Genomic DNA, 14,532 nt, shown 5'->3' with positions numbered 1-14,532 from the left:
CTCAGCGCAGGTTGATGGTGGTGTTCACGCCGTCGTTGACGCTGTCGTCATCGAACCAGCGCGCCGTGACCGTTTTGGTCTGGGTGTAGAACTGCACCACTTGCTTGCCGTACGGGCCGAGGTCGCCGAGTTTCGAACCACGCGAACCGGTGAAGCTGAAGAACGGGACTGGCACCGGAATCGGGATGTTGATGCCGACCTGGCCGACATCGATTTCAGTCTGGAATTTACGCGCCGCCGCACCGCTCTGGGTGAACAGGCCAGTGCCGTTGCCGAACGGGTTGGCATTGACCAGCGCGATGGCCTGATCGAGAGTGTCGACTTCCAGCACCACCAGCACCGGGCCGAAGATTTCCTGGGTGTAGATCTGCATGTCGGTGGTTACCCCGGAAAACAGGGTCGGGCCGACGAAGTTGCCTTTCTCGTAGCCCGGCACGCTGATGTCGCGACCGTCCAGCTCGAGTTTGGCACCTTCCTTGATGCCGCTTTCGATCAGATCGAGAATCCGCGCCTTGGCCTTTTTCGAAATGACCGGGCCGACATCGGTACCCGGCTCGTTGCCGGCGTTGACCTTGAGTTTCTGCGCCAGCGCTTTCAGATCCGGCAGCCACTGCTTGGCCGCGCCCACCAGCACCACCACCGAGGTGGCCATGCAACGCTGACCGGCCGCACCGAAACCGGCGCCGACCAGCGCGTTGAGCGCTTGCTCACGATTGGCGTCCGGCAGCACCACCGCGTGGTTCTTCGCGCCCATCATCGATTGCACGCGCTTGCCGTGTTTGCCGGCCAAGTCGTAAACGTGGGTGCCGACGGCGGTCGAACCGACGAACGAAACCGCCTTGATGTCCTTGTGGGTGCACAGGCCATCGACCACGTCCTTGCCACCATGGACGACGTTCAGAACACCGGCCGGAATGCCCGCTTCAATCGCCAGTTCCACCAGCAGCATGGTCGACAGCGGATCCTGTTCGGATGGCTTGAGGACGAAGGTGTTGCCGCAGGCGATGGCCATCGGGAACATCCACAGCGGAATCATTGCCGGGAAGTTGAACGGGGTGATGCCGGCGCAAACGCCGATCGGCTGGCGCAGGGTGTAGGTGTCGACGCCGCCGGCCACGTTCTCGGCGAACTCGCCCATTTGCAGGCTGCCGATGGAACAGGCGTGCTCGACCACTTCCAGGCCACGGAAAATATCACCTTCAGCGTCAGCGATGGTCTTGCCCTGCTCGGCGCTCAGCACCACGGCGATGCGTTTGGAATGCTCGCGGATCAGCGCTTGCAGCTTGAGCATGATGCGCATGCGCGCGCCGATCGGGGTCAGCTTCCAGGTCTGGAAGGCGCGCTGTGCGGCGCTGACGGCGGCGTCAACTTCAGCGGCGGTGGCGAACGGGACTTTAGCCAGCACTTGCTGGGTCGCCGGGTTGACGATGTCGTGCCATTCGGTGGTCTGCGACTCGACCCACTCGCCGTCGATCAGCAGCTTGACCTTCTGGACCGTGGTTTCGTTGGGCGTAAGCGATGCGTTCATGCTGGTCTCCAGAAATTGTTTTTATCTTGGGAGCCAAGGCGAAAGGTTCGCCTTGAGATGAGGCGTGTGTCGCGAATTGGTTGTCGGACTGTTTTTGGAGTATAGATGTGCAAACTTCTAATAAGAACGCACATATAAGCCCGTCCATCATGCAAAAAAACATCACCTCTCTAGGCTCGCTGAACTGGGACGACCTCAAGTTTTTCCTCGAAGTCGCCCGTACCCGCAAGGCCAGCACGGCGGCCAAACGCCTGGCGGTAGACTACACCACCGTGTCGCGGCGGATCAGTTCGCTGGAATCGGCGCTCGGCACTTTGCTGTTCGAAAAGTCCCGCACCAGCGGTTTTGTGCTGACTGCCGAAGGCCAGCGCCTGCTGAGTTATGCTGAGTCGATCGAAAGCACGCTGCACATGGCCTGCGAGCAGGTGTCCGGCTCCGGCGTCGCGCTGTCCGGGCATGTGCGCATGGGCTGCACCGAAGGTTTCGGCAGCTTCTTCATCACCCCGCAACTGAGCCACTTCGTCGACGCCTACCCGGCGATTTCGGTGGATATCCTGCCGCTGCCGCACTTCATCAGCCTGTCCAAACGCGAGGCCGACATCGTCATCGCCCTCGAGCGTCCGGAACACGGGCCGTACGTGTGCTGCAAACTCTGCGACTACCGCTTGCAGCTGTACGCGACCCAGGAATATCTCGACAAACACCCGCCGATCCGCCGCCCCGCCGACCTGGGCAAGCATCAATTCATCAGTTATGTGGATGACCTGGCGTTCAGCTCGGAGCTGCTGTATCTGGCGAACGTGTTGCCCGGCGCCAGCGCCAATTTGCGCAGCACCAGCGTGATCGCGCAATTCGTGGCGGCGCAGCAGGGGCGCTCATTGGCGATTCTGCCGTGCTTCCTCGCGGCCCAGGATCCGCGCCTGTTGCCGGTGTTACCTGAGGAAATCGACATCACCCGGCAGTTCTGGATGTACTGCCGGGAGGATCTTCGGAAGTTGAAACGGATCACCCTGTTGTGGGATTACATCCGTGAGGTGACCGAGCGCAATCAGGGTCTGTTGATGGGTGAGACCCGCGAAATGCAGTTCGCCGATTAATCGGCGCTGACCACGATCGACACCCGGCGGTTTTCGGTGCGGCCGGCGGCAGTGTCGTTGGAGGCGACCGGTTCGCGGCTGCCGAGGCCTTGCAGCTGGATATTCTCTTCTTTCATGCCAACCGACGTCAGCACTTTGCCGACGCTTTTCGCGCGACGCAGAGACAGCTGCTGGTTGTAGGTTTCCTTGCCCGAGGCATCGGTGTGGCCATCGACCCGCACCCGCTCAATGCCGACACCCAGCAACGCCTTGCCGATACGCTCGACGATTTCGGTACTTTGCTTGTTCAGGCTTTCGACATCGCTGCCAAACAGCACTTTGCCCGACAGGCCGAACTCCCAGCCGTCATCGGTCAACTCGAAGCCTTGCTGCTTGAGGACCGCGACTTGGGCAGGCGTCAGACCCTTTTGTGGAGCGGTCTGGCAACCGGTCAGGGCCAGCATGGCCGTCAGCAACAGGGTGGAAAACAGTCGAAAGGAAAGTGAGAACACGGGCATCAGCTCCTGGTTTGAACGGGATCGACCGGGTGCTCCGACCCGGCCGTGAATTGGGCGCCGCGCGACAAACGCTTGGCTTGATACATCGCGGCATCCGCCGCATCGAGCAAGGTGCCGGGCGTGGCGCCATGATCGGGGTAAACGGCGATGCCGATACTGAGCGAAGTCACGACACTGCTGTCGCCGGGCAGTGCAATCGGGATGTCCATGCTGGCGAGGATCTTGTCGGCAATGCGCTCGGCGTCTTCGGTCTTGTGCAGGGGCGTCAGCAGAACGGCAAATTCATCACCGCCCAGACGCGCCACCAGATCCTCTTCACGCAACTGCGCCCGCACCCGATTGGCTACCGCCACCAGCACTGCGTCGCCGGCGGCATGACCGAAGCTGTCGTTGATGTCCTTGAATCGATCGCTGTCGAGAAACAGCACCGCCACGCGCTCGTTCAGTTTGTGGGCGCTGCGTAGCGCACGAATCAGGCGGCCTTCGAAAAAGGCCCGGTTCGGCAATCCGGTGAGGCTGTCGTGACTGGCCTGGTGGGCGAGGGTTTCGTTCTCGCTTTGCAGGTGGGTTTGCCAGTCTTCGAGCTCATCGAGCAAGGCATTGAAGTCATTGCCCAGATTATCGAGCTCGGCAATCTTTGCCCGAGGTACGCGTCGGTCCAGTGCCCGCTCGCTGCGGGCCGCATGCGCGACCGCCGCCAGGCTGTGCAACGGACCGATGATCCTGCGCAACTGACGCTGCGCCAGGTACAGCGCGACCCAGGCGCTGATCGCCGTGCAGAGAATGATGCCCGCCAAACCGCTCAACAGAAAACGCATCAGGCTGCCGCCGTGGCCGATCAGCAAAATGCGCCCGATTTCGCGATCCTGATGCAGGATCGGCAGGCTGATGGGTTTTTCCAGAATGACCCGCGCGACCTGCATCTCCAGTTCGGAAAACAAGCCGTTCTCCGGACGCTGCCAGCGCGCGAGCAACTGGCCCTGAGTGTCCAGCACCTGGGCATCCGCCACTTCTTCGGTCGAGGCGATCAGCGCCAGCGCTTCGGTCGCGGCGGCCTTGTCGTTGAACACCACGGCGGCTTCCACGGTGTAACTGATCGAGCGGGCGATCAAGTGCAGGTTGTGATCGGCATACACCCGCAGCGCCAGCACCCCAAGCAGCGTCAGCGACACACTGGCCATTGCCACGGCGACCAGCGCCACAATCAGGTTGCCACGGCCGATGACCGAGCCGAGTGTCGGGCGCCCTGTGGATTTGTCGCGTCTCATGGCACCGCCGGTTTGCGGCGCGACAACTGCAGCACGCTGGGATGAATGCGCACGCCGCTGCGGGCGACGGAGTCGAGATTGACCTCGAACGACACTTGTTCATCGCCGACCCGCAGGCAGAACAGGCTGCCGACCGTGCACTGATCGCCGCCTTCACTGATGCTCAGCACCGGATGGCCGATCAGGGATGCGAACAGCCGGCTGCGTTCGTCGGTCGTGAGTTTGCCGATGTAGACCGCGTCGCACTCGCTGACGATGGCCGGATTGTCAGCCAACAGTCGACGCACGATGACCGGACGCCCCGTGGCCTGGGTCGTACCCTTGACCAGGTCGTCGGTGTATTCGGTTGGACCGACGATGCACAGGCGCAATTGCGCCGGCTCTACCGGCCAGCGCGCATAACTGAGGATACCGAGGACAACCTGGGTGACGGATTTGGCCCGCTGCTCGGCCATGCCCGCCGGGGGTTGAGTCTGGGCAGCGGCCACACCCGAGAGCAAACAGAGCACACCGGCAAGCAACGCCCGCTTGCAGCCAACTACGCGCTCTGTCGCCCAGACAGCCACCTTCATGCAGGGATTCTCTTGGATCGTTACGAAATGATGCCGCAACGATAGCACAGCGTTGGAACGCCAGCGATACAGCGGCCTCTGACCGGTCGGTCAATTATCGGCGGCAATTGAAAGCTCCTTCATCCTTTATGCGGCGTCCCGTCTTCCAGTTCCAGCATCAGTCCACTCAAGCGCTTCACCTTGCGCTGCACCGCTTCTTCAAACACGCCGCTCCGAGGCTCGATCAAGGTGAACCAGTCCTTGGCCCGGGTAATTCCGGTGTAGATCAGTTCCTTGGTCAACACGGGATTCAGGGCGTCCGGCAGGATCAACGCGGTATGGGCAAACTCCGAGCCCTGCGACTTGTGCACAGTCATCGCATAGACGGTCTCGACATCATTAAGCCGGCTCGGCAGCACGAAACGCACCCCGCCGCGCCCGTCGTTACGCGGGAACGCCACTCGCAACACCGATTTACCGGCATCCGGCCCATCGCGCTCGGGCAGTTTCAGGGCGATACCGATGTCACCGTTCATCAGCCCCAGACCGTAGTCATTTCGGGTCATCAGCACCGGCCGACCTTCGTACCATTGCTGGTCGCTCTCGATCAGTCGCGCCTTGAGCAAAGCGTCGGTGATGCGCCGGTTCAGCCCCTCGACACCCCACGGCCCTTTGCGCACTGCGCACAACAACTGGAAGGTATCGAAGGCTCGCAGGACGTCACGCGCCCATTCGATCCAGCCCGGGCTCTCGAGCGGCGTTCCGCTCGCCGGACGTCGATCACGCAAGACGCTCAGATAGTGTCGATATCCGTGAGGGCCTACGCCGTGCCCATCGAGTACCAGGTGCTCAAGGTTCCGGTCGTGCTCGTTCTGAAGCGGCAACGAAAACACATCGCCATGAGTCTTGGCTTCCAGCAACTGCCGAGCCTCGTCCGGGAGCTGCTGATTCACCCGCCGCGCCAGTTGGCCGATGCCGCTGCCCTCGCCGAAACGCCGCGAGTAACGCAGCATCACTACCTGCTGGGCCAACGGATGCGAACCGTCAGTGCCTTCGTGCAAGCCGCTGTCCTGCAGGGATTCGCCGCTCACCTGCTCCAGCCACTGACGGGTCTGCGGACTGTACCAACCGGCTTCGGCATCGCGGCACAAATCCCCCAGCACCGCGCCGGCCTCCACGGAGGCCAGTTGATCCTTGTCGCCCAGCAACACCAATCGGGCATGAGGCGGCAAGGCATTGAGCAGGTTGGCCATCATTTCCAGGTCGATCATGGACGCTTCATCGACCACCAGAACGTCCAGGGGCAGACGGTTACCGGCATGGTGGCGAAAGTGCCGCGTGCCGGGACGGCTGCCAAGCAGGCGGTGCACCGTGGTCACCTCGGTCGGGATTTTTTCCCGGACACTGTCAGCAACTTTCAGCGACTGCACCTGCTGACTGATGGACTCGGTCAGACGCGCCGCCGCCTTCCCGGTAGGCGCCGCGAGGCGAATGCGCAATGGCTGATGCGCCTCGACCGCAGGTGCCTGGAGCAACGCCAGCAGACGGACCACCGTCGTCGTCTTGCCGGTGCCCGGGCCACCCGTGATGATGCTGAAAGCACTTCGGGTGGCCAGGGCGCAGGCGAGTTTCTGCCAGTCGATGACATCCGCACGCTGCGCTGGATCGAACAGCTCGTCCAGCCGCCGTGCAAGATCGGACGGTGTCGCTTCCTGCTCCGCGAGCCGCTGACGCAATGCGCTGTCGATGCGCCGCTCGTAGGCCCAATAGCGCCGCAAGTACAAGCGTTTGCCGGACAGCACCAGCGGGCGCTCCTGAGCCGATGCACCTTCGTCGGCGGCCAGTGCCACCAGCGAACTGCCGGCCAGCACTTTGCACCAATGCGCTCCATCGAGGGTTTCGAGCAACTGCGAGGGCAACAGCAATACGCCGGGTTGTGCGTCCCCCTCCGGAGGCAGAGACAGCGCGAAATCCGGCGCCTTGAGGGTTTCGAACAGATCCAGGCAGACATGACCATGGCCGAGCTGATGACTGGTCAATGCGGCGGCGAGCAACACCAGCGGATCGACATCGGGTGCCAACTCATGAAGGAAGGCCACGAATGCCTTGTCCAGCGCCCGCAACCAGCCACGCTCGACCCATTGGGTCAGCAACAGCAACAGATCATCGGCCCGGGTCAGGGGCGTCAGTTGCGCGAGGCTGTCGGCGGTCAGCGGCGATGGCAGCAGGTCGGCGAATGTCCGGTTCATAGCAGTACTCCCTGTTCCCACGCGGGCTCGGCCTTGGGTTGCGGTTTGCCCTGGAACATGAGGTCCAGACGTTCGATCAGCTCCCTTGGTGGCCTCGCGAAATAAACGCCACCGCCAGGGGCCCGTGTCCCGCGCAGGAACAGATACAACGCGCCGCCGATATGCCGGTCGTAGTCGTAATCGGTAAGCCGCGCCTTGAGCTGACGATGCAGTGCCAACAGGTACAGCACGTATTGCAGGTCATAACGGTTGTCGAGGATCGACTGCTCCATGGCTCGCTCGGTGTACGCGGCGTCATCGACACCCAGCCAGTTGGATTTGTAATCGGCCACGTAGTAGCGACCCTGGTGCTCGAACGTCAGGTCGATAAAGCCTTTGAACATGCCATTGAGCTGCACCGCTTCGGCGCCGACCCGGGCAACACCGTTGTGGGTGAACTGACGCACCTGTTCGTCGAGCTTGAGCACGTCGACTTTGTGGCTGGCAAACCAGAACTCCATCTCGACCCGATATTGCTTCAATTGCTCAAGCACCACTGGCGGTTGGTCGAGGCCCGCAGGCAGCGGCAGTTTGAGCAAGTGTTGCAGCCAGTCGCCGAGGGTGGTGATCCAGCCTTCCCAGCCCCGTCGATTGCAACGCCGGGCAATCGCATCATCCAGCGATTCGCGGGTGACCGCGAACCCTTCCTCCCCTGCCCATTCCAGCAAACCGTGAAGAAACGTTCCCGGATTCGGGCCACGAGGGAAGCGGTGAATGTCAGCCCCGCCGGCAATGATCTCGCGCGGAGCTTCAGGGTCGAGGCGTTCGTCATCGAACAGCTTTTGCGCTTGCGGACTGTCGGGAGCTTCGTCATTGCCGACGCTCAAAACGTCACTGATGCGCAAGGCACTGTATGACGCGATCCACCAGTTTTCGCTGGCCCTGCGGCTCGGCAAAAGGGTGGCACGTAGCGTGGCTTCGTTACGCGGAGGCTGGTACTCCTCGCTTGTGGCCTCCGGCATTTCAACAACGCTCAGCGCCGAACAATCCTGTTGCAGATCGTCCAGCCAGCGGGCCAATCCGCTGGACTCGTTCAACGTTGCGCCACCGCCCAACAGATAGCCCAGCGCAGAAAGATGCAGCACCGAGCTGCTGTGGTTACCGCGTTTGAGATCCGTCACCCCGAGCCAGCACGCATGTTGTGCGCGGGTCAGCGCGACGTAGAGCAAACGCAGATCCTCCGCCAGGCGCTCATTGTCCGCCAGGGCGATCAGTTCAGCGTCGGGCTTCAGACTGATTCGGGCCTTGCCGGACTCATCGTGGTAATGCAGCGGCAATCGACTGCCATCCACGGGTTTGGCCGAGCAGATGAACGGCAGGAACACCAAAGGGTATTCAAGCCCCTTGGACTTGTGAATGGTCACGACCTTGACCAGTTGTTCGTCGCTTTCAAGACGCAGGATCTGCTCTTCACCGGCCTGCCCGGACAGCGCCAGATGCTCGGCCAGATGACGGATCAGCGCCTGCTCGCCATCGAGTTCCGACGCGGCCTGCTGCAACAACTCCGACAGGTGCAACAGGTTGGTCAGCACCCGTTCACCATCACTGCGGGCAATGAGCATCTGCGGCAGTTGAAAGTCGTGCAGCAGGCGCCGCAACATCGGCAGCACCCCTTGCTTGCGCCAGAGCTCGCGATAACCGCGAAACTGCATGACCCGGGTTTCCCAGACCAGTTCGTCCTGATTCAGACGCTCCAGCTCAGCCAGCGGCAGGTTCAGTGTGATGCACGCCAGCGCCGCTTTCAGGGAGCGTTCGACATCCGGCTCGGCGCACGCCTTGAGCCACGACAGCAGGTCATGGGCTTCCTGAGCGGCAAAGACCGAGTCCTTGTCCGACAGATAAACGCTGCGGACTCCGCGCGCTGCGAGCTCACCGCGTATCGCCTGCGCCTCTTTACCGTCGCGAACCAGGATCGCAATGTCCGCTGGCCGCAGCCCACGCCAATCCTTGCCCTCCTGCGCAAACCCGGCACGATCGGTTTGCCCGCCATTGAGCAGGGTCGTGATCTCACTGGCGCAGGCTGCCGCCAACTGCTGACGATAAACCGCCCCCGACAGTGGCTTGTCGGTGGATAAATGCCAGATGTTCAGCGCTGGCACGTCCAGCCCGGATACCTGCAAACGTTCTTTACGACCCTGAGCCTCTACAGGCTGGAATGGCACCGGGTTATCGCCGTTTTTCTCTCGGAACAGAAATGCTCCGCGCCCTTGCTCACGGGACTCGGCACGTTCGAAAACATGGTTGACCGCACTGACCATCCCGTGACTGGAACGGAAGTTCGTGCCCAGGGTATGCAGGCGTCCGGTTGTGGCCTGCCGGGCTCGCAGATAGGTGTAGATGTCCGCGCCACGGAAGGCATAGATCGCCTGCTTGGGGTCGCCAATCAGGAACAGCCCGGTCTCGGGATTATTCTCTTCAATGCGATAGATGCTTTCGAAGATCCGGTACTGCACCGGATCGGTGTCCTGGAACTCATCGATCAGGGCGACCGGGAACTGCTCGCGGATTAGCGTGGCGAGACGTTCCCCACCATCGGATTGCAGGGCAGCATCCAGACGCAACAGCATGTCGTCGAAACCCATTTCGGCCCGACGGCGCTTCTCGTCTTCAAAGCGAGCACCAACCCATTTGGCAGCATGCTGCAGCACGGCCGCATCGGGCGTCGGCAAATTGTCGAGGCTCGACTTGAGCACAGGCATGGCATCCAGGCCCGGGTGACTCGGCGGCTCGCCCTTCCAGGCTTCAGCCATGCCCTCCGGCGTGAGCCTGGCGAACCCGGTGCCGATATCCAGTTGCTCGAGCGACTCGTCCTCGGCCCAGGCCTTGAGCTTTTCGAACCAGGGTTCGAAATAGCGGGCCTGCATCTTGCGCCCGTCCACGGTTTTGTTGGCGACGCCCTGATGGCAGATGGCGAGTAACTCATCAGCCCACTGCCGCCATGGCCCCTTCAACTCCACCAATGCCGCACGGCGTTCCTGCAGGCAGTCTTCGATCAGCTCGGATGGCGTCTTTTCTGAATCCCCTTCGCGCTCGGTGCCAAACAGCCCACGCACACGCGGCAACAGGGCCGCCGGCCCTCCCCAGTGGCTGCGAACCCAGTTCAAGGCATCGCCCTGCATCGGATAGCAAAACAGCCGCCAATAATCGCGCAGCACTTCGCCGAGCAGGTCGCTGTGATCGGTTTCCAGGGTCTGGGTAAACAGACTGCCGCTGTCGAACGCATGCTCGCGCAACATTCGCTGACACCAGCTGTGGATCGTCGAGACCGCAGCTTCATCCATCCATTGCGCGGCGATATCCAGGCGGTTCGCGCAGCCGGGCCATTGTTGCGGATCGAACTGTGCACGCAGTTCATCAATCAACGCATCAGGGGGCGGTGACTCGTCACGGAAGAAACGGGCGGCCTCGGCCAGACGTGTGCGTATACGTTCGCGCAGTTCTTTGGTGGCTGCGTCGGTGAAGGTCACCACGAGAATCTGCGGGGGCAACAGCTCTCGAGCGAAACCACTCGCCTCGCCTCCGTGGCCGAGGATCAACCGCAGATACAACGCCGAAATGGTAAACGTCTTGCCAGTGCCCGCACTGGCTTCAATCAGTTGGCTGCCCTTTAACGGGAATGCCAGGGCGAGAGGCTGCTGGTTACTCATGCGCCTGCCTCCTCGTGGGTCCATGAACGCCAAGGTGCCTCAAGCAGAGGGCGATACAGTGCATCACACCAACCGGAGAAAGTTTCATCCGCCTGCAGTGCATCGAAGTCGGCGAATTGTCGGGACAGAGCCGGACTTTCACGCCGCTCGCCTTCGCTGGTCTGACCATCGCCCTCATAGGCTTTACGGGCAGCCGCTTCAGCCTTGATTGGATCGGTCTGCCCCAGCCATGCGAAAGCTGTTTTCACCGCAACTGGAAGTGGCTGGCGCATGCCCGTCTGCCAGGCACGCAGCAGATCCTCGAGAATTCGCCCCGCTCGAGTCTGTTCCAGAGGTTCAAGAAGGAGCGTGTCATCACTCGCCACCAGTGCGGTCGTCAGGGAGAGTCCACTGGCGCACGCGACGAGATGGCTGACCCAGGGCTTGGTCATGCGATGCCATTTGCGGCTCTTGATCGAGCCTATGCTGTTGGGGATCGTCGTGATCGACAGTACGCCGCCATCGGCACGCCGGTGCAAACCGCCCAACCATCCTTCAAGGCGCAGTTCCTGCCATTCAAAATTGATCGGTAGCGCGTTGGTTAGCGGTGTTGGCCATAACGCCAACAGCTGTTGATATCGTTGCAACAAGTCTGGCAAAGGCTCGATCAACTCTCGTTGAAGGCATTCACCGAACCCGGCCATGGGCAGCAGTCCGCTGTTCTGCAGGCGTCGGGCTTGAGACTCGAGCGCCTGATCAACATTGTTCGGGTGTCTCAAGGCTGCCCCGAGCAAGCTGTCGCTGAGCATGTATCGCTGCAACGCATCCAGCACAAAGGGTTCCTCGTCAGCCTGAGGTACCTGCGCCGCTTCAAAGTAAACCTTGAGTCGCTGAATGAAAAAGTGTCGAACCGGATTGCGCAGGAAGTCCTGCAGCAGCTCCAGACTCAACGGTTCCTCCTGAACATGGGGGGCAAGCATTGTTGCGACGTCATTCTGCTCGTGATGCTGATGCAGCACTTGCCATTCGCTGGCATAGCTGAACAGTTTGTCTTCCTCATGGAAGTAGCGCGAACTGAATGGCTGCAACGGATGCTCCTGAGTCATGGCAATCAGAAGATCTTCGTTGTCGTCGACCGATCGCCATCCATTGGCGAGATGATCGCGCAACTGGCCGATCAACACAGAGGCTGGCCGCTCGCTGTTGTCGCGAATGCTGCGGCCCACCCAACTGATGTAGAGCTGGTGACGGGCGGACAAGAGCGCTTCGAGCAGAAGATAGCGATCATCCTCCCGACGGGATCGATCTCCCGGCCGGTAGTCGCAGCCCATGAGATCGAAGTCCAGCGGCGGTTGAGCGCGTGGATAATCGCCATCGTTCATGCCCAACAGGCAAACCAGCCTGAACGGGATCGCGCGCATCGGCATCAGCGTGCAAAAGTTCACGGCTCCCGCCAGGAAGCGCTGCGACAGACGCCCCTGATCCAGCCCCGCCAGCCAGGCCTCACGGACGACGGTCAGTGGCAGCTCGTCCAGCAGACCGACGGCCTCGCAGGTTTCCAGCCAGGTTTCGCGCAACTCCTCGAGCTGAGCCAGCAGGTAGTCGTCATGCTCATCTTCGGGTTTGAAAAACAGCTGCATCAACGCCTGAAGCCGATATCCCCATTCCTGTGGTTGCGCGGGTTTCATCAGTTGCTGATGCGAAAGCTCCAGTGCATCCAGCAACGCTACCAACGGGCCGATCAACGCGGCATCGAGACCACCGATTTCATCGTAGGGTTCGATATCCCCACAGGCTCCGGAACTGCCGACGGCATAGCCGAGCAGCATCCGACGCAGGCCGAAGCGCCAACTGTTTTGCTCCAGTTCGTCGGGCAACCCCAGTTCGGCCCGTTGCCCGGCATCGATGCCCCAACGTACGCCGGCCCCTTCGATCCAGCGATGCAGAGTCGGCAAGTCTCGCTCCTGCACACCAAACCTGGCGCGTAACGCAGGAACGTCGAGCAGGTCGAGAATTTCACTGACGGGGAAACGACTGTCCGGCAGCTTGAGCAAATGCTCGACAGCGATCAGTAATGGATCCCGTCCGCGCTGCCCCTGATCGGCCATGGTGAAAGGAATGAAGCGTGGATCCTGACGATCCAGTTGGCCAAATACGGCGCGGATATGCGGCGCATAACTATCGATGTCAGGCACCATCACGATCACATCGCGAGGGCGTAATTGAGGGTTGGCACTGAAACGGGCCAGGAGCTGGTCGTGGAGAATCTCCACTTCGCGCTGGGCGCTATGAGCTATGTGAAAGCGGATCGAATCGTCTTGAGTCAGATCGACTGCCGGCCAGAGCGTTCGAGTCTCGCTGAGCGGCCGCAGCTCCAGAATGTCGTCCTGTAACTGATTCAGCATGTTCTTCGGCTGGTTTTCGCTGAACAGATCGATACGTCCGTTGCGAAATGCTGCGCGATAGCTGTCCGGCTCGTCGTAGCTGTCGAGAAGGTTGATGTAATCGCGACCTTGCTTACCCCACGCTGCGAGGAGCGGGTGAGCATGTTGGTGGAGCGATTCCGAATCCAGCACCACAGGCATGCCGTTTTTTCGGGCCTGCCGCTTGTACTGATGACGCAAGAGATCCTTGTCGGCAACGATATCGGCCCAGTGATAACGACAGGGGTTATGGACGCACAATAAAACCTGGCTGAAACGAGACAACCCGGCCAATGCTTCCAGTACCTGGGCGGGCAACGAGGAAATTCCGAAAACGATCACTCGCTGGGGAAGTCCGGTCGGTGCGCGTTCAAGACTGTTGATGCGCTCCATGAACCGCTGGTGCACGCCCGCGCGACTCTGGGCCATGCCTTGCTCGCCCACATCGTCCAGCAGAGCGCGCCACAATTCTGCCTGCCAGCAACTGGTCGGTGAGAGCGGCTTCGCTTCACCTCTTACATTTCGGAGTTGATGATGCCCCTCTGCCCAGTCCTCAAGCCAATCAGCGCGGTAAACCTGGTATTGGTCGAAGAGGTCTGCCAGACGTTCGGACAACTGGTAGCGTTTGCGTAGATCGGTGTCATGGGTGAGGAAGCGCTGTAGCGGTTCGAAATGCGGTCGGGTGATGACCTGTGGCAACAGGCGCATCAGACGCCAGGTCAACGGTGCCTTATCGAGCAGCGACTTTGCCGGAATGTCCTCTCGTCCCAGAACCATCCGGTAAAGCTGCCACATGAAACTGCCCGGCAGTTGCACATCAATAGCGGCGGCGATACCACAGCCGCCGGAGTCGTCCTCTTCAGGATCCTCAGCCAGTGCCAGCTTGAGCCATTGAGCGATGCCGTTGCTCTGTACAAGCGCGATTTCGTTCTCCAGGGGAGCCAGTGGATAGCGCCGCATGATGCTGATCACAAGGCTGCGCAGTTCATCCAGGCTGTTGCTCTGAACGACCATGAATGCAGCGTTGAGGGACTGGGTGTCCGGCATGAAGGCTTCCTTGGAAAAGTACAAAAGCTAGGGCTGAACCTTAGCATTGTCGGCAGGCGACGACAGCCGCAAGGCGGCTGAGAATGCTGTAAGAACTTTCCCGCGGGCAAAACAAAACCCCAACTGCTTTCGCAATTGGGGTTTCGGAATTTAATCTTGACGATGACCTACTCTCACATGGGGAAACCCCACACTACCATCGGCGAT

At 61.0% G+C, this 14,532-nt stretch carries 8 protein-coding genes; 1 reads left to right on the top strand and 7 read right to left on the bottom strand.

The window, feature by feature from the left end; genetic code table 11:
- Nucleotide 1 precedes the first annotated feature (1 nt).
- Nucleotides 2–1,528, bottom strand: a complete 1,527-nt coding sequence (locus CAF90_RS18050; protein WP_085607979.1) for a CoA-acylating methylmalonate-semialdehyde dehydrogenase — start codon at nt 1,526–1,528, stop codon at nt 2–4.
- Between the two features lie 149 nt (nt 1,529–1,677).
- Here CAF90_RS18050 and CAF90_RS18045 point away from each other — a divergent pair, with 149 nt between their 5' ends.
- Nucleotides 1,678–2,625 carry a LysR family transcriptional regulator gene (locus CAF90_RS18045; RefSeq protein WP_064382631.1) on the top strand — a complete coding sequence of 316 codons (948 nt, stop codon included), beginning with the start codon at nt 1,678–1,680 and terminating at the stop codon, nt 2,623–2,625.
- Here CAF90_RS18045 and CAF90_RS18040 read toward each other — a convergent pair.
- The 6 genes from CAF90_RS18040 to recC all read right to left on the bottom strand — a co-directional run bounded on the left by CAF90_RS18040 (nt 2,622) and on the right by recC (nt 14,325).
- The gene (locus CAF90_RS18040; protein WP_170929403.1) at nt 2,622–3,122 is read right to left on the bottom strand and encodes an OmpA family protein; all 501 of its coding nucleotides are present in this window, start codon (nt 3,120–3,122) and stop codon (nt 2,622–2,624) included. The two genes, CAF90_RS18045 and CAF90_RS18040, sit on opposite strands and share 4 nt — an antisense overlap.
- Nucleotides 3,122–4,390 carry a diguanylate cyclase domain-containing protein gene (locus CAF90_RS18035; protein WP_085607977.1) on the bottom strand — a complete coding sequence of 423 codons (1,269 nt, stop codon included), beginning with the start codon at nt 4,388–4,390 and terminating at the stop codon, nt 3,122–3,124. The genes CAF90_RS18040 and CAF90_RS18035 overlap by 1 nt, the downstream gene beginning before the upstream one ends.
- A complete protein-coding gene (locus CAF90_RS18030) occupies nt 4,387–4,962 on the bottom strand; it encodes a YfiR family protein (protein ID WP_007953870.1) in 576 nt (191 codons plus the stop codon). The genes CAF90_RS18035 and CAF90_RS18030 overlap by 4 nt, the downstream gene beginning before the upstream one ends.
- Nucleotides 4,963–5,081: 119 nt before the next feature.
- Nucleotides 5,082–7,190: an exodeoxyribonuclease V subunit alpha gene (recD, locus tag CAF90_RS18025; protein WP_085607975.1), complete on the bottom strand. Its 2,109-nt coding sequence runs from the start codon at nt 7,188–7,190 to the stop codon at nt 5,082–5,084.
- Nucleotides 7,187–10,876 (bottom strand): exodeoxyribonuclease V subunit beta, encoded by a 3,690-nt coding sequence (recB, locus tag CAF90_RS18020; RefSeq protein WP_085607973.1) that lies wholly within the window; start codon nt 10,874–10,876, stop codon nt 7,187–7,189. Before recB ends, recD begins: the two co-directional genes overlap by 4 nt.
- Nucleotides 10,873–14,325 carry an exodeoxyribonuclease V subunit gamma gene (gene recC / locus CAF90_RS18015; RefSeq protein ID WP_085607971.1) on the bottom strand — a complete coding sequence of 1,151 codons (3,453 nt, stop codon included), beginning with the start codon at nt 14,323–14,325 and terminating at the stop codon, nt 10,873–10,875. The genes recB and recC overlap by 4 nt, the downstream gene beginning before the upstream one ends.
- Between the last annotated feature and the right edge of the window lie 207 nt (nt 14,326–14,532).

This window comes from Pseudomonas sp. B37(2017) (assembly GCF_002112885.1).
Classification (GTDB): domain Bacteria; phylum Pseudomonadota; class Gammaproteobacteria; order Pseudomonadales; family Pseudomonadaceae; genus Aquipseudomonas; species Aquipseudomonas paraglycinae.
The sequence above is the reverse complement of the archived record's forward strand: the minus strand, read 5'-3'. Positions and strand labels throughout refer to the sequence as shown.